We start from the raw sequence: 16,072 nt of genomic DNA on the forward strand, positions 1-16,072 counted from the left end.
GATAACGTCAAGCCTCATATCAAGAAGAACGTCACCAAGGAAACCACCTCCCATGAAACGCCGCCATTTGTTCGGTGCTGCCGCTGCCTTGCTCGCGACCCTCGGCCTTGCCGGCTGCAATGACGATAACGCCGGAACGCCCGCCCAACAGGCCGCCAGTGAACCGGCCAAGACCTATCACTGGAAGATGGTCACCGCCTGGCCGAAGAACTATCCGGGCCTGGGCACCGCCGCCGAGCGCCTGGCCGAACGCGTCAACACCATGAGCGCCGGCCGCCTGACCATCAAGGTCTATGCCGCTGGCGAACTGGTGCCGGCGATGGAAGTGTTCGACTCCGTCTCGCGCGGCACCGCCGAACTCGGCCACGGCGCCGCCTATTACTGGAAGGGAAAGGTGCCCACCGCGCAGTTCTTCACCTCGGTGCCGTTCGGCCTGTCCGCCATCGAGATGAACGCCTGGCTGAGCAAGGGCGAAGGCCAGAAGTTCTGGGACGAGGCCTACGCGCCCTTTGGCGTCAAGCCGATGGTGGTCGGCAATACCGGCATGCAGATGGGCGGCTGGTACAACAAGGAAATCAATTCCCTGGCCGACCTCAGGGGCCTGAAGATCCGCATGCCGGGCCTGGGCGGCGAAGTGCTGGCGCGGCTCGGCGCCACCACCGTCAACCTGCCCGGTGGCGAGGTGTTCACCGCCCTGCAGACCGGCGCCATCGACGCCACCGACTGGGTCAGCCCCTACAACGATCTGGCTTTCGGCCTGCACAAGGCGGCCCAGTACTACTATTACCCGGGCTGGCAGGAGCCGCAGGCGGTGCTCGAGCTCTTGGTCAACCAGAAGGCCTTCGACGGACTGCCGCAGGACCTGCAGGCGATCCTCAGCGAGGCGACCCGCGCCGCCAGCCGCGACATGCTCGACGACTACGTCTACAACAATGCGCTGGCGCTGGACCAGCTCAAGCAGCAGGGCACCCAGCTCAAGCGCTTCCCCGACGAAGTGCTGGCCGCGATGCAGGAGCAGTCCGAACGGGTGCTGGGCGAGCTGGCCGCGCAGAGCGAGCTGAACGGCCGCATCTGGGCCTCGATGAAGGCGTTCCAGGCGCAGGTCGAGCCGATGCACGAGATCTCCGAGAAGGAGCTGTACAACTGGCGTTGAGCCGGTGGCGAAGAGCGGAGCCTGCAGTCGGTTAAGCATGAAATGTCGACCTGTGCAGGCGCCGCCGCTGCTTCTACAAAAGGCGCGACTGGCAAACCGTAACCTGCGCATCCTCCGGCTGCCGCTGCAAAACGAACAGACCTACCAGCGCCAGCCGAATGCTGTCCGGCAAGACGGCCCGGCGCATCCAGGCCTTTGTCCGACATCCGGAGCTGCAGGAACTGCAGCCCTACCTGCGGAAGCTGCCCATCAACGGGCTTTCTGGGGGTGATCTGAGGCGATAGCGTGCTCCAGGTAGGGTGGGCTTCAGCCCACCACGCGCTCGCGGAAGCCCTGGGAACGTGTAGGAGCCCGCTTGCGGGCGATCGGCCGCAACGCCGACGATCACCGGCAAGGACTCGGCGCCCCCCGGCGCCTACAGGCTCGGTGTGCACATGCTGCTTTCTGGGGGGATCTGAGGCGATAGCGTGCTCCAGGTAGGGTGGGCTTCAGCCCACCACGCGCTCGCGGAAGCCCTGGGAGCTTGTAGGAGCCCGCTTGCGGGCGATCCGCCGCAACGCCGATGATCGCCGGCAAGGACTCGGCGCCCCCCCGGCGCCTACAGGTTCGGTGTGCAAATTGGTTGACCACTACACCTGTTTGCTGCGCGACAGCGCTGCGTCGAAGACGCGGAGGCACCGCCTACAGATCCTGTGCCAAAGCCACAGAGCGGGCATGAAGCCTTATCCGATTGACCTGCGCGCTCCGTTTCGTCATTCGCGCCCGGCGCCAGAATCCGCCAGTGCCTGCATCGCAGCGGCCAGTGCCCGCTCCCCCCCGCGCTCGGAACGCGCCAGCCCTTCGCGCACGCCGGCGGCATCCTCGGCCGAACGGTTCTGGCTGAGCTTCCACTTGCCTTCCAGGCGGCGAATCGGCAGGGCGAAGCCGACGATGGCCCTGAGCATGCCGTCGATGTAGTCGGCCGGTGCGTCGCCGACCGCCCAGGGCATCGCGCGGCCCGCTTCGTGCCGCGCGGTCAGGGCGCCGACCAGGGCCAGCAGCCGCCCCGGATCGTCGAACACTTCGACCGTGCCGTAGGCATGCACGGCGGTGTAGTTCCAGGTCGGCACCACCTTGCCGCTGATGGCCTTGCTCGGATACAGGCTCGGGCTGACGTAGCCGTCCACCCCCTGGAACATTGCCAGCGCCTCGCCATCCGCCGACAGCGCCTGCCACTGCCGGTTGGCCCGGGCGAAATGCCCGTAGAGCGTGCCGAATTCGCCCTCGTCGCGACGCAGCAACAGCGGCAAGTGACTGGCCTCGAGCGAGTCGCCGGCCCGACAGACCAGCGTGGCCAACCCGGCCTGCTCGATCAGTGCGTGCAGGCTGGGCAGGTGGTCCTGACGAAAGGCGGCGGGCAGGTACATGCTGATTCTCCATGGGGTCTGGCAAGGTTCCGTCCATAATGCGCGGCGAACGGTCGCAAGCAAAAGCCGGTAACATACTGCCCCTGGCCAACGCCTGCCCAGCTCGGCAGGATGACGCGCGTACCTCTCTCCAATAAAGCGGGAACACTCAATGCAACGTGTGCTTAGCATCTTCATGGCGCTGTGTATCGGTCTGACCCTCAGCATCGACGCCCACGCCAAGCGCTTCGGCGGCGGCAAGAGCTTCGGCTCGGCGCCCAGCCACCAGACCCGCCAGGCGCCCCAGCAGACCCAGGCCGCGCCGCCCCAGGCAGGTCGGCAGGCCGCCGCCGCGCCCAGCGGCGCCTCGCGCTGGCTCGGCCCGCTGGCCGGCCTGGCCGCCGGTGGCCTGCTGGCGTCGATGTTCATGGGTGACGGCTTCGAAGGCATCCAGTTCATGGACATCCTGATCTTCGGCGCGATCGCCTTCCTGCTGTTCCGCTTCCTCGCCGCCCGCCGTCGCCAGCAGCAGCCGGCCATGGCCGGGCATGCGCCGATGCAGCGCGAAATGCCGCAACCGGCGTCCATCTTCGGTGGCAGCGCGGCGCCGGCAGCCGCAGCCCCGGTGATCAACGCCCCGGCCTGGTTCAACGAGCAGAGCTTCGTCGCCGCGGCCCGCGAGCACTTCCTGTCCCTGCAGCAGCACTGGGACGCCAACGAGATGGACAAGATCGCCGAGTTCGTCACCCCGCAGTTGCTCGGTTTCCTCAAGCAGGAGCGCGCGGAAATCGGCGACGCCTACCAGTCGACCTACATCGACGACCTGCAGATCCAGCTCGACGGCGTCGACGACGATGCCGAGAAGACCACCGCTACCCTGACCTTCAGCGGCGTATCCAAGACCTCACGCTTCGACCAGGGTGAGCCCTTCAGCGAAAGCTGGCGCATGGAGCGTATCCAGGGCGAGAACCAGCCCTGGCTGGTCGCCGGCATCCGCCAGAACGGCTGATCGGCGCAGCGCAAAGAAACGGGTCTACCCAGGCAGACCGCCAACCGACCCCGCCCCTTGGCGGGGTCGGTCGTTTCTGGGGCCGCCCTCGGCGCGGCGGCTCTCCAGAAGCAAAAAAAACCGACCGCAGGTGCAACCCGCGGCCGGCGCAGCGACGCAGTCCACTCATTCGCTGAGGAAGTCCAGCAGATCCTTGTTGAAGCGATCCTTGTGGGTGTCGGTCAGGCCGTGCGGCGCGCCGTGATAGACGATCAGCTTCGCCCCCTTGACCTGCGCGGCGGACGCCTTGCCGGAGACGTCCAGCGGCACGATCTGATCATCGTCACCATGGATCACCAGCGTCGGCACGTCGAACTTCTTCAGGTCCTCGCGGAAATCGGTGGCCGAGAACGCGGCGATGGAATCGTAGGTGTTCTTGTGGCCAGCCTGCATGCCCTGAGCCCACCAGCTATCGATGAGGCCTTGGGAGACCTTGGCATCGGGACGGTTGAAGCCGTAGAACGGGCCGGATGCGAGATCGAGGTACAACTGCGAGCGGTTCTCCAGGGAGGCCCTGCGAATACCGTCGAACACTTCGAGCGGCACGCCGCCGGGATTGTCGGCCGTTCTCAGCATCATCGGCGGCACGGCGCTGACCAGTACGGCCTTCTTGACCCGCCCGGTACCGTGGCGGCCGATGTAGCGTGCCACCTCGCCGCCACCGGTGGAGAAGCCCACCAGGGTGACGTCCTTCAGGTCGAGCGCTTCGATCACCGCGGCCAGGTCGTCAGCGTAGTGGTCCATGTCATTGCCTTCCCAGGGCTGGCTGGAGCGGCCGTGGCCACGGCGGTCGTGGGCGACCACGCGATATCCCTGCGAGGCAAGGAAGAGCATCTGTGACTCCCAGCTATCGGAGCTGAGCGGCCAGCCGTGGCTGAAGGTGACGACCTGGCCGTCCTTCGGGCCCCAATCCTTGTAATAGAGCTGCACGCCGTCGGCTGTGGTGAGGGTGCTTGCGGTGCGGCTGATGGCCGTGCCGGAGGCTGGCTGCGCGGCCTGTGCAGCCTGTACGGCGAAGCCGGACTGCAGTGCGATGGCCAACAGCGGGATGGTGAGGGTGCGGATGGTGACGTTCATGGCGTTCGTGTCCTGTTCGTATGGGGTGGTTTCGGTCAGTCGGCGATGACGAGCGTCACGTCGATGTTTCCGCGCGTGGCGTTGGAGTACGGGCAGACCACGTGGGCCTGTTCGACCAGTGCCTGCAACAGGTCGCGGGTGATGCCGGGAGCGGTGATGGTCAATTCGGCCTCGATGCCGAAACCGGTGGGGATCTGGCCAATGCCGACCTTGCCGGTGACCGTGGTGTTCGCGGGCAATGCGACTTTCTGTTTTCCAGCGACATACTTCAGCGCACCGAGGAAGCAGGCCGAGTAACCGGCGGCGAACAACTGCTCGGGATTGGTGCCCGGCCCGCCGGCGCCGCCCAGCTCACGCGGGGTGGACAGTTGCACGTCGAGCACATTGTCGGAGGAGGTGGCGCGGCCTTCGCGGCCGCCTGTGGCAATAGCAGTGGCGCTGTAAAGAATCTTCTCGATGGACATGGCGATGGTTCCTGTTCGGGTGGATGGCCGGGTCGGTGTTGCCCGGTGAGAGGTATTCTGCTCGCCATGGAAAAACTACTGGTGATATAAAATCCTGAAAACTTGATCAGGAGTACGAAGATGGCTGACCGCCTCGCGGCACTGATGACCCACTTCCCGATGAGCGCCCAGGTGTTCAACACCGGGCCGCTGTGCGGCATCAACACGCTGCAGAGCGATGGCGTGCACGGACAGTTGCACCTGGTGCGCAATGGCGTAGTCGAGGTGCGCTACGGCAGGGAATCGCTGCACATCGAACAACCGAGCCTGCTGCTGTTCCCGCGGCCCCTGTCGCATCGTTTCATCATCGCCCCCGGGCACGACGTGGACATGGTCTGCGCGAACCTGTCGTTCGAAGGCGGCCCAGGCAATCCGATCGCGTCGGCGTTGGCGGATGTCGTCTGCCTGCCGCTGGATGGGGTATGGGGTGCCGAGCCAGTGCTGTCGCTGCTGTTCGAAGAAGCGTTCGAGCAACGCTGCGGACGCGTGGCGCTGATCGAACGCCTGCTGGAGGTGGTGATGATCCAGGTCTTGCGCCAGCTGATGGAAAGCGGCGAAGTGAATGGCGGGCTGCTCTCCGGGCTGTCGCATCCGCGGCTGCGCAATGCGCTGGTGGCGATGCACGAGGCGCCGGCGAAGGAATGGTCCCTCGAAGCACTCGCCGGTGTCGCCGGGATGTCGCGCAGCGTGTTCGCCACGACTTTCCGCGAAACGGTCGGTATCACTCCCGGACAGTATCTCCAGGGCTGGCGCGTGCGGCTGGCACAGAAGGCCCTGCGCCGAGGACGTTCCCTGAAGGTGATCGCGGCCGAGGTTGGTTACGGCAGCGAGGCCGCGCTCTCCCGTGCGTTCAAGGTGCAATCCGGGCAATCACCGCGGGAGTGGAAGAACCAGCTGTCCATGGCGACCAGCGTCTGACAGCAAGAATCCGGGTTTCCGTACGCCCCACGCGACACAGCGAAAGGCGGAATTAATCCTTCGCTTTTCGCAACTTTTTCCGCAGCCTTGGCTAAGCTGTTGAGCAGACGCCGGCAATGTATCGGCGTTCAAGCCTGATAAAAAGGAGAACAACCGATGGACATGAACCGTCGACAGTTCTTCAAGGTCTGCGGTGTGGGCCTTGGGGCGTCGAGCATGGCGGCATTGGGCATGGCCCCGCCAACGGCGTATGCCGAATCGATCCGGCATTTCAAACTGACCAATACGCGCGAAACACGCAACACCTGCCCTTACTGCTCGGTCGGCTGCGGACTGATCCTCTACAGCCAGGGCAGCGGCGGCAAGAACGTCGCGCAGAATATCATCCATATCGAGGGCGACTCCGACCATCCGGTCAACCGCGGCACCCTCTGCCCGAAGGGCGCGGGCCTGCTGGACTTCATCCACAGCCCCAACCGCCTGACCCATCCGGAAGTCCGCGAAGCCGGCAGCAACGAGTGGAAGCGCATCGAGTGGAGCGAAGCCCTCGACCGCATCGCCCGGCTGATGAAGGACGACCGCGACGCCAACTTCATCGAGCGCAACGACAAGGGGCAGACAGTCAACCGCTGGTTGAGCACCGGCTTCCTCGCCGCCTCGGCGTCATCCAACGAAGCCGGCTACATCACCCACAAGGTGGTGCGCTCGCTCGGCATGCTGGGATTCGACAACCAGGCACGTGTCTGACACGGCCCGACGGTGGCAAGTCTTGCCCCGACGTTTGGCCGCGGCGCCATGACCAATCACTGGAGCGACATCCAGAATGCCGATCTGGTCCTGATCATGGGCGGCAACGCCGCCGAAGCCCACCCGTGCGGTTTCAAATGGGTCACCGAAGCCAAGGCGCGCAACAAGGCGCGGCTGGTGGTGGTCGATCCACGCTTCACCCGTTCGGCATCGGTGGCCGATCTCTATGCACCGATCCGCACCGGCACCGACATCGCCTTCCTCGGCGGCTTGATCAACTACCTGCTGGAGAACGACAAGATCCAGCATGAGTACGTGGTCAACTACACCGACGTGGCGTTCATCGTGAAGGAAGGCTTCGGCTTCGAGGATGGTCTGTTCAACGGCTACGACGCCGACAAGCGCAGCTACCCGGACAAGACGGCCTGGGGCTACGAGCTGGACGAGGACGGCTTCGCCCGCGTCGACAAGAGCCTCAGCCATCCACGTTGCGTCTACAATTTGCTCAAGCAGCACTACAGCCGCTACACGCCGGAGGTGGTCAGCAACATCTGCGGCACGCCGCAGGACCGCATGCTGCAGGTCTGGGAAGCCATCGCCGAGACCTCGGCGCCGGGCAAGGCCATGACCGTCATGTACGCGCTGGGCTGGACCCAGCACTCGACCGGCTCGCAGATGATCCGCACCGGTGCCATGGTGCAGCTGCTGCTCGGCAACATCGGCATGCCCGGTGGCGGCATGAACGCCCTGCGCGGCCACTCCAACATCCAGGGCCTGACCGACCTGGGCCTGCTCTCGAACCTGCTGCCGGGCTACCTGACCCTGCCGCTGGAGGCCGAGCAGGACTATGCCGCCTACATCGCCAAGCGCACCGCCAAGCCGTTGCGCCCGGGGCAACTGTCGTACTGGCAGCATTACGAGAAGTTCCACGTCAGCCTGATGAAGGCCTGGTACGGCAAGAACGCCACGGCGGAGAACAACTGGGGCTACGACTGGCTGCCGAAGCTGGACATCCCCGGCTACGACGTGCTCAAGGTCTTCGACATGATGTACCAGGGGCAGGTCAACGGTTATTTCTGCCAAGGCTTCAACCCGATCGCCTCGTTCCCCAACAAGGCCAAGGTCAGCGCCGCGCTGGCCAAGCTCAAGTACCTGGTGATCATGGACCCGCTGGCCACCGAGACCTCGGAGTTCTGGCGCAACGCCGGCGAGTACAACGACGTCGACACCGCCGCCATCCAGACCACGGTGTTCCGCCTGCCGACCAGCTGCTTCGCCGAAGAGAACGGCTCGCTGGTCAACAGCGGGCGCTGGCTGCAATGGCACTGGAAGGCCGCCGAGCCGCCAGGCCAGGCGCAGACCGACGTGGTGATCATGGGCGGGCTGTTCCATCGCCTGCGCGAGCTGTACCGCAAGGAAGGCGGCGCCTACGCCGAGCCGCTGCTCAACATCGACTGGGCCTATCGCCAGCCGGAAGAGCCGACGGCGGAAGAGATCGCCCAGGAGTACAACGGCAAGGCGCTGGGCGACGTGTTCGACCTGCAGAGCGGCGCCCAACTGGCCAAGGCCGGCGAGCAGCTGTCCGGTTTCGGCCTGTTGCGCGCCGATGGCAGCACCTCCTGCGGCTGCTGGATCTTCAGCGGCTCCTGGACCCAGGCCGGCAACCAGATGGCGCGGCGCGACAATGCCGACCCCTACGGCATGGGCCAGACCCTGGGCTGGGCCTGGTCGTGGCCGGCCAACCGGCGAATCCTCTACAACCGCGCCTCGGCCGACCCTGCCGGCAACCCCTGGAATCCGGAGAAGAAGCGCCTGGTGTGGTGGGACGGCGGCAAGTGGGGCGGCACCGACGTGCCGGACTTCAAGGTCGACTCGCCGCCGGCGGACGGCATGAACCCCTTCATCATGAACCCCGAAGGGGTGGCCCGGCTGTTCGCCATCGACAAGATGAACGAAGGCCCCTTCCCCGAGCACTACGAGCCGTTCGAAACACCGATCGGGCGCAACCCGATGCACCCGGACAATCCGCAGGCCATCAGCAACCCGGCCGCGCGGGTGTTCAAGAACGACATGGAGCTGTTCGGCACCGCGAAGGAATTCCCCTACGCGGCCACCACCTACCGGCTCACCGAGCACTTCCACTTCTGGACCAAGCATTGCCGGCTCAACGCGATCACCCAGCCCGAGCAGTTCGTCGAAATCGGCGAGGTGCTGGCGAACGAGCTGGGCATCAAGGCCGGCGAGCGGGTCAAGGTGTCGTCCAACCGCGGCTACATCAAGGCGGTGGCGGTGGTGACCAAGCGCATCAAGCCGCTGACGGTGGACGGGCAGACCGTGCACCATATCGGCATCCCGCTGCACTGGGGCTTCGCCGGGGTGGCGCGCAACGGCTACCTGACCAACACGCTGACGCCGTTCGTCGGTGACGCCAACACCCAGACGCCGGAGTTCAAGTCGTTCCTGGTCAACGTGGAGAAGGCATGATGGCTACTCAAGACGTGATTGCCCGCTCCGCCACGACCACCGAGCGGCCGTCGATCCGCGAGATCGGCGAAGTGGCGAAACTGATCGACACCTCCAAGTGCATCGGCTGCAAGGCCTGCCAGGTCGCCTGCTCGGAGTGGAACGACCTGCGCGACGAAGTCGGTACCAGCGCCGGGACCTACGACAACCCGATCGACCTCACCGCGCAGTCCTGGACGGTGATGAAGTTCGCCGAGTACGAGAACCCCGGCAGCGGCAACCTCGAGTGGCTGATCCGCAAGGACGGTTGCATGCACTGCGCCGACCCCGGCTGCCTCAAGGCCTGCCCATCGCCGGGGGCGATCGTGAAATACGCCAACGGCATCGTCGACTTCAACCAGGACCACTGCATCGGCTGCGGCTACTGCATCACCGGCTGCCCGTTCGACATTCCGCGCATCTCCGAGAAGGACAAGAAGGCCTACAAGTGCACGCTGTGCTCCGACCGGGTATCGGTCGGGCTGGAGCCGGCCTGCGTGAAGACCTGTCCCACCGGGGCGATCGTCTTCGGCAGCAAGGCGGACATGAAGGAACATGCCGCCGGGCGCATCGCCGATCTCAAGGAACGCGGTTTCGACCAGGCCGGTCTGTACGACCCGGACGGCGTCGGCGGCACGCACGTGATGTACGTGCTGCACCACGCCGACCAGCCCTCGCTGTACAGCGCGCTGCCGGACGAGCCGACCATCAGCCCGTTGGTCAGCCTGTGGAAGGGCGTGACCAAGCCGCTTGCCCTGCTGGGCATGGGCGCGGCGGTGCTGGCCGGCTTCTTCCATTACACCCGGGTCGGCCCGGTCCGTGTCGAGGAAGAGCAGGAGAACGCCGAACTCAGCGAGCCCGTGGTGCACCAGGTCGATCCCTCGGTGCATGTGGTCGATCCCAAGGAGCCGCGACCCTGATGCCAGCGGCCCCGTCCGGGGTCGCTCACAGGCCGCTCGCTCAAGGAGCCAACGATGAACAATAACGACATCGAACGCTACAACCCCTCGCAACGGACCAATCACTGGGCCGTTGCCATCCTCTTCGTCCTTGCCGCGCTGTCCGGCCTGGCGTTGTTCCATCCCGCCCTGTTCGGCCTTTCCGGGCTGTTCGGCGGCGGCACCTGGACACGCATCCTGCACCCGTTCATCGGGGTGGCGATGTTCGTCTTCTTCCTGGTGCTGGCGATCCGTTTCGCCGGGCATAACCGCATCGGAGCAAGCGACCGCCAGTGGCTCAGGCAGATCAACGACGTGGTGCACAATCGCGAGGACAAGCTGCCTGAAGTCGGCCGCTACAATGCCGGGCAGAAAGTGCTGTTCTGGGTGCTGATCCTCTGCATGCTGGTACTGCTGTTCAGCGGCATCGTCATCTGGCGCGAGTACTTCAGCGGCTATTTCGGCATCGTCTCGCTGCGCTGGGCGAGCCTGCTGCATGCGGCGGCGGCCTTCGTGCTGATCCTCAGCATCATCGTGCACATCTACGCGGCGATCTGGCTCAAGGGCTCGATGGGTTCGATGCTCTACGGCACGGTCAGCCGTGCCTGGGCGCGCAAGCACCATCCAGCCTGGTACCGGGAGATCAACGAACGCAAGTGAGCGGCACCAATGCCCAACCGAAGGTTCCCGTGCGACGCGTGGGAATCTTCGGCTGCGCGCACCCTCGAAAGCCGTGCAACAGGCCATGACGGACTATGCTGTTCGGCACAACCAAAAGAAAAGGAGTCCTGCGTGGCAGGCACCATTCTCGAGCCAGGGCAGATCGAAGCCGCTGCCAGCAAACCACCCTTCATCAACCTGCCGCCGAGCGATCTGTTCGCCCTGCGCAGCGAGCGCCTGCACAGGCTCGCCGATGACCACCCGCTCGCCGCTTACCTGCGCCTGCTCGCCGATGTCTGCAAGGCACAGCAGCAGGTGCTGGACAACCCGCCGCCCACGGCCCCGCTGGACGAGCGCCGCACCCGCGAAAGCCTCAGGCACGACCTGCCACCGCTCGCCGCCGATACCCTGGTGCGCGACGATGCCTGGCTGCCGCTGCTGGACGCCTGGCTGGAGGCTTACGTGGTGCCGGACAACCCCGCCGTAGCCGCCGCCATCAACCAGCTGCGCGAGGCCGACAGCGGCCAGCGCAAGGCCTGGGCCGTGGCGCTGGTCAGCGGCCAGTACGACAGCCTGCCGCCGGCGCTGGTGCCCTTTCTCGGCGCCACCCTGCAGCTGGCCTGGAGCCATAGGTTGCTGCAACTCGACCTCTCGGCCATGCGCGAGCGCGAGGACCAGACCCACTGCCCCTGCTGCGGCGCACCGCCGATGGCCGGCATCATCCGTCATCGCGCCCAGCTCAACGGCCTGCGCTATCTGGTCTGCTCGCTGTGCGCCTGCGAATGGCACTACGTGCGCCTGAAATGCAGCCATTGCCGCAGTACCAAGAAACTCGACTACCTGCATTTCGAAGGCTCGCCGCAGGGCGTCAAGGCCGAGGTCTGCCCGGACTGCAACGGCTATCTCAAGCAGCTCTATCTGGAACTGGCGCCGGACGGCGAAAGCCTCTCCGCCGACCTGGCGACGCTGGACCTGGACCTGCTGCTGGCCGAACAAGGCTACAACCGACAGGCACCGAACCTGCTGCTGGCGCCGGGAGGCGATGCATGAGCAGCAGCCACCTGCCCTCGGTCGACAAGCTGCTGCGCGACCCGGCCTGCCAGCCGCTGCAACAACGCTATGGCCGGCAGGCGCTGCTCACGACCCTGCGCGACCTGCTCGACGAACTGCGCGAGCCGGCCCGCCATGGCCAGCTCGCCGCACTGGAGCTGTCCGAAGCGGTGCTTGCCGGGCGTGCCGGCGAACGCCTGGCCAGCCAGCACCGCAGCCGCGTGCGCCGGGTGTTCAACCTCACCGGCACGGTGCTGCACACCAACCTCGGCCGCGCCCTGCTGCCAGACGAAGCCATCGAGGCGATCACCGTCGCCGCGCGCTACCCGCTCAATCTGGAATTCGATCTCGCCAGCGGCAAGCGCGGCGACCGCGACGACCTCATCGAAGGGCTGATCCGCGAGCTGACCGGCGCCGAAGCGGTCACCGTGGTCAACAACAACGCCGCCGCCGTGCTGCTGGCACTCAACAGCCTTGGCGCGCGCAAGGAAGGCATCATCTCCCGCGGCGAACTGATCGAGATCGGCGGCGCCTTCCGCATCCCCGACATCATGGCCCGCGCCGGGGTGAAGCTGCATGAAGTCGGCACCACCAACCGCACCCACGCCAAGGACTACGAAGCGGCGATCAACCCGCGCTCGGGCCTCTTGATGCGCGTGCACACCAGCAACTACAGCGTGCAGGGCTTCACCGCCAGCGTCGCCACCGCCGAACTGGCGCGCATCGCCCATGCCCACCACCTGCCGCTGCTGGAAGACCTGGGCAGCGGCAGCCTGCTCGACCTCAGCCGCTGGGGCCTGCCGAAGGAGCCCACCGTGCAGGAAGCGCTGCGCGACGGCGCCGACATCGTCACCTTCAGCGGCGACAAACTGCTCGGCGGCCCCCAGGCCGGGCTGATCGTCGGCAGCAAGGCACTGATCCAGAAGATCAAGAAGAACCCGCTCAAGCGCGCCCTGCGCGTCGACAAGCTGACCCTGGCGGCGCTGGAGGCGGTGCTCAACCTCTACCGCGACCCCGACCGGCTGGCCGAGCGCCTCACCAGCCTGCGCCTGCTCAGCCGCCCGCAAGCCGATATCCGTGCCCAGGCCGAACGCATCGCTCCGGCGCTGGCCACTGTACTGGACGAAATCTGGAATGTTGCCGTGGTCGACGCCCTGGGCATGATCGGCAGCGGCGCGCAACCGGTGGCACGTCTGCCCAGCGCGGCCCTGTGCATCCGCCCACAGCAGCCCAAGCGCCTGCGCGGGCGCAGCCTGCGCCAACTGGAAGAAGCGCTGCGCTGCCTGCCGATCCCGGTGCTCGGCCGCATCGACGACGACGCCCTCTGGCTCGACCTGCGCCAGCTCGACGACGAACCGGCCTTCCTCCAGCAACTGCCGCACCTGCAAGAGGAGCTGGCGATTTGATCGTCGGTACCGCCGGCCATATCGACCATGGCAAGACCGCATTGCTCGAGGCCCTCACCGGCCAGCAGGGCGATCGCCGCCGCGAGGAGCGCGAGCGCGGCATCACCATCGACCTCGGCTACGCCTACGCCGATCTCGGCGAAGGCACGCTCACCGGCTTCATCGACGTGCCGGGGCACGAGCGCTTCGTCCACAACATGCTCGCCGGCGCCAGCGGCATCGACTGCATGCTGCTGGTGGTGGCCGCCGACGACGGCGTGATGCCGCAGACCCGCGAGCACCTGGCCATCGTCGAACTGCTGGGCATTCGCCGGGCCATCGTCGCGCTGACCAAGATCGACCGCGCCGAACCGCAGCGCATCGCCGAAGTACGCCAGCAGATCGAGGACCTGCTGGCGCCCGGTCCGCTGGCTGGAGCGCCGATCTTTCCCGTATCCAGCATCAGTGGTCAGGGCGTCGATGCGCTGCGGTCGGCGCTGATCGACGAGGCGGCCAGGGTTCATGCACGCAGCGACAGCGGCCACTTCCGCCTGGCCATCGACCGCGCCTTCAGCGTCACCGGCGCCGGCGTGGTGGTCACCGGCACCGCCTTCGCCGGCCATGTGCGGGTCGGCGACGAACTGCTGCTCAGCCCGAGCGGGAAAAACGTGCGGGTGCGCGGCCTGCATGCGCAGAATCGCGCAGCCGGCGAAGCCCATGCCGGCCAACGCGTGGCGCTGAACCTGGCCGGCGAGCGCCTGGCGGTGGAGCAGATCCACCGCGGCGACTGGCTGCTGCAGCCGCTGCTGCACGCGCCGACCCAGCGCATCGACGTCGAACTCCAGTTGCTGCCCGGCGAAGCCCACGAACTCAGGCACTGGACACCGGTGCACGTGCACCTCGGCGCCCAGGACGTCACCGCCCGCGTCGCCCTGCTCGAAGGCGAAAGCCTGGCCCCGGGCGGGCGCATGTTCGCCCAGCTGCTGCTCAATGCGCCGGCCCACGCGGTGCATGGCGACCGCGTCGTCCTGCGCGACCAGTCCGCCCAGCGCACCCTCGGTGGCGGCCACGTGCTCGACCCTTTCGCCCCGCCGCGCAACCGCCGCCGCGAGGCGCGCCTGGCGCAACTGCGGGCCTTGAACCAGCCGACCCTGGAACGCGCACTGCCGGACCTGTTGGCCAGTGCCATCAATGGGCTCGATCCGCAGGCGCTGGAGCGTCAGTTCAACCGTCCCCGCGGCAACTGGCAACTGCCCGCCGATGCGCTGGAGATCGCCACGCGGCAAGGTGCGCGCCTGTTCGATCACGAACATTGGAACGCACTCGGCGAAACCCTGCTCGCCGCGCTGCAGCGCTTCCACGACGAACAGCCCGACGAACTCGGCCCGGATCGCGATCGCCTGCGCCGCTATGCCCTGCCGCAGCTGGAGCGCCCGGTGTTCATCGCCCTGCTGGAGCAGGCGCTGGCCGCCGGCGCCATCGAGACCAGTGGCCCCTGGCTGCACCGCCCTGATCACCGTGTCCGCCTGAGCGATACGGAGGAAACGCTCAAGGAACGCCTCTGGCCGCTGCTGGAAGCCGGACGCTTCGATCCGCCCTGGGTACGCGACCTCGCCCGCGAACTCGGCGTCGAAGAAGCGCAGATGCGCCAACTGCTGCGCAAACTTGCCCGCCTCGGCCTGCTGCAACAAGTCGTAAAAGACCTGTTCTACCCCGAGTTCACCATTCGCCAGCTCGCCGGGCATGTACTGCAACTGGAAGCGCAAAGCGGCGTGATCCGTGCCGCCGCCTTCCGCGACCGCATCCAGCTCGGCCGCAAGCGCAGCATCCAGTTGCTGGAGCACTTCGACCGCATCGGCTTCACCCGCCGCTTCGGCAACGAACGCAAGGTTCGCCGCGACAGCGCGCTGGCGACGGAGCTATAGCCCGGCAGGCCAGCGGCCCTCGGACGGCCTCCCAGAAAGTCGGGGGTATCTCGACCAAAAAAGCAATGTGATGCAGATCACATTAATGGCATCATACGGCCACTACCGGCGGTCCCGCTTCCCAATGACCGCCGCCGTGGTTTCCCGGCCCGCATCTTTGCGGGCTTTTTTTCGCTCGCCACTTCGATATCGAACGTCTACTGGCCACTTTGTCGGCGGTGCGTCCGCTAATGCGACGTGGATCGGAATCGGGACTGGCCCGATTAACCGCCCGTTGGCTTCTCAGGCTCAGCCCAACAACCTACTCCAGCCTATGGGTCGCTTCAGCGTTTCCCGGGTTGCGCTTCGGAAAGCTCCGGATAGCCGCCAGCATCGATCGCCTGCTCCAGCTGCTTCAAGCACAGATCGATCGCGAGGTCGCGTGTCCGCTTGCTGCTCCACTCCAGCTCGGCCAGCGTCTCGATCAGGTCGTGGTGACCGTCCTCGCAGATCAGCATGCCATGCTGAACGGTAAGCGTACGGCCCTTGAAGCTGAGCCGGACCGGGTCCCGCCCCGTCAACGAAGCGCCTTCCGCCAACAGGCATTCGATATGGTCCCGCAGCGCATGGTAAACGCGACGGTCCTCGTGCATATCGCTCACGACTTTTCCCTATCCCTGGAAAGAAAAGCGCGAATTGTGACGCAGTTCACTTCATTAATCGATAGCCAAATGCCACCAGATAGCTCGAGCCGAGCGAGCGGCAGCCATGCACGAAGCGACACGCACTTGGCTCTGGATCG

Annotated in this window: 13 protein-coding genes; 9 read left to right on the top strand and 4 right to left on the bottom strand. The window is 66.1% G+C overall.

Annotated features, from left to right (window positions below; genetic code table 11):
* The first annotated feature begins 52 nt into the window (after positions 1–52).
* On the top strand, positions 53–1,153 hold the full coding sequence (locus IN820_RS12145; protein WP_193681231.1) for a TRAP transporter substrate-binding protein: 1,101 nt from the start codon (positions 53–55) through the stop codon (positions 1,151–1,153).
* A gap of 752 nt (positions 1,154–1,905) precedes the next feature.
* Here IN820_RS12145 and IN820_RS12150 read toward each other — a convergent pair.
* Positions 1,906–2,559 carry an FMN-binding negative transcriptional regulator gene (locus IN820_RS12150; protein WP_193681232.1) on the bottom strand — a complete coding sequence of 218 codons (654 nt, stop codon included), beginning with the start codon at positions 2,557–2,559 and terminating at the stop codon, positions 1,906–1,908.
* Between the two features lie 151 nt (positions 2,560–2,710).
* On the opposite strand from IN820_RS12150, the gene IN820_RS12155 reads away from it, so the two are divergent.
* The gene (locus tag IN820_RS12155) at positions 2,711–3,547 is read left to right on the top strand and encodes a Tim44 domain-containing protein (RefSeq protein WP_193681233.1); all 837 of its coding nucleotides are present in this window, start codon (positions 2,711–2,713) and stop codon (positions 3,545–3,547) included.
* Positions 3,548–3,712: 165 nt separating this feature from the next.
* Here the strand turns inward: IN820_RS12155 and IN820_RS12160 are convergent, their stop codons facing one another.
* Positions 3,713–4,663: an alpha/beta fold hydrolase gene (locus IN820_RS12160; RefSeq protein ID WP_193681234.1), complete on the bottom strand. Its 951-nt coding sequence runs from the start codon at positions 4,661–4,663 to the stop codon at positions 3,713–3,715.
* A 35-nt stretch (positions 4,664–4,698) separates the two neighbouring features.
* Complete coding sequence (locus IN820_RS12165; RefSeq protein ID WP_193681235.1) at positions 4,699–5,127, bottom strand: organic hydroperoxide resistance protein; 429 nt, start codon at positions 5,125–5,127, stop codon at positions 4,699–4,701.
* A 120-nt stretch (positions 5,128–5,247) separates the two neighbouring features.
* Between IN820_RS12165 and IN820_RS12170 the strand changes: the two genes are divergently transcribed.
* The 7 genes from IN820_RS12170 (at position 5,248) to selB (ending at position 15,291) form a co-directional block, all read left to right on the top strand.
* Entirely contained in the window at positions 5,248–6,084 is an 837-nt protein-coding gene (locus IN820_RS12170) for a helix-turn-helix transcriptional regulator (protein WP_193681236.1), read from the top strand.
* A 156-nt stretch (positions 6,085–6,240) separates the two neighbouring features.
* On the top strand, positions 6,241–9,315 hold the full coding sequence (fdnG, locus tag IN820_RS12175; RefSeq protein ID WP_193681237.1) for a formate dehydrogenase-N subunit alpha: 3,075 nt from the start codon (positions 6,241–6,243) through the stop codon (positions 9,313–9,315).
* Positions 9,315–10,253, top strand: a complete 939-nt coding sequence (gene fdxH / locus IN820_RS12180; RefSeq protein ID WP_193681294.1) for a formate dehydrogenase subunit beta — start codon at positions 9,315–9,317, stop codon at positions 10,251–10,253. Before fdnG ends, fdxH begins: the two co-directional genes overlap by 1 nt.
* Before the next feature lie 54 nt (positions 10,254–10,307).
* A complete protein-coding gene (locus IN820_RS12185) occupies positions 10,308–10,931 on the top strand; it encodes a formate dehydrogenase subunit gamma (protein WP_193681238.1) in 624 nt (207 codons plus the stop codon).
* A gap of 132 nt (positions 10,932–11,063) precedes the next feature.
* Complete coding sequence (fdhE, locus tag IN820_RS12190) at positions 11,064–11,981, top strand: formate dehydrogenase accessory protein FdhE (RefSeq protein WP_193681239.1); 918 nt, start codon at positions 11,064–11,066, stop codon at positions 11,979–11,981.
* On the top strand, positions 11,978–13,387 hold the full coding sequence (gene selA, locus IN820_RS12195; protein ID WP_193681240.1) for an L-seryl-tRNA(Sec) selenium transferase: 1,410 nt from the start codon (positions 11,978–11,980) through the stop codon (positions 13,385–13,387). The genes fdhE and selA overlap by 4 nt, the downstream gene beginning before the upstream one ends.
* Complete coding sequence (selB, locus tag IN820_RS12200) at positions 13,384–15,291, top strand: selenocysteine-specific translation elongation factor (protein WP_193681241.1); 1,908 nt, start codon at positions 13,384–13,386, stop codon at positions 15,289–15,291. The genes selA and selB overlap by 4 nt, the downstream gene beginning before the upstream one ends.
* A gap of 323 nt (positions 15,292–15,614) precedes the next feature.
* Here the strand turns inward: selB and IN820_RS12205 are convergent, their stop codons facing one another.
* A complete protein-coding gene (locus IN820_RS12205; RefSeq protein WP_193681242.1) occupies positions 15,615–15,932 on the bottom strand; it encodes a hypothetical protein in 318 nt (105 codons plus the stop codon).
* Between the last annotated feature and the right edge of the window lie 140 nt (positions 15,933–16,072).

This window comes from Pseudomonas lopnurensis (assembly GCF_015070855.1).
GTDB lineage: Bacteria > Pseudomonadota > Gammaproteobacteria > Pseudomonadales > Pseudomonadaceae > Stutzerimonas > Stutzerimonas lopnurensis.

Coding starts and splice junctions, on each gene's coding strand:
- IN820_RS12145 (WP_193681231.1), top strand. CDS start 53: ATGAAACGCCGCCATTTGTTCGGTGCTGCCGCTGCCTTGCTCGCGACC.
- IN820_RS12150 (WP_193681232.1), bottom strand. CDS start 2,559: ATGTACCTGCCCGCCGCCTTTCGTCAGGACCACCTGCCCAGCCTGCAC.
- IN820_RS12155 (WP_193681233.1), top strand. CDS start 2,711: ATGCAACGTGTGCTTAGCATCTTCATGGCGCTGTGTATCGGTCTGACC.
- IN820_RS12160 (WP_193681234.1), bottom strand. CDS start 4,663: ATGAACGTCACCATCCGCACCCTCACCATCCCGCTGTTGGCCATCGCA.
- IN820_RS12165 (WP_193681235.1), bottom strand. CDS start 5,127: ATGTCCATCGAGAAGATTCTTTACAGCGCCACTGCTATTGCCACAGGC.
- IN820_RS12170 (WP_193681236.1), top strand. CDS start 5,248: ATGGCTGACCGCCTCGCGGCACTGATGACCCACTTCCCGATGAGCGCC.
- fdxH (WP_193681294.1), top strand. CDS start 9,315: ATGGCTACTCAAGACGTGATTGCCCGCTCCGCCACGACCACCGAGCGG.
- IN820_RS12185 (WP_193681238.1), top strand. CDS start 10,308: ATGAACAATAACGACATCGAACGCTACAACCCCTCGCAACGGACCAAT.
- selA (WP_193681240.1), top strand. CDS start 11,978: ATGAGCAGCAGCCACCTGCCCTCGGTCGACAAGCTGCTGCGCGACCCG.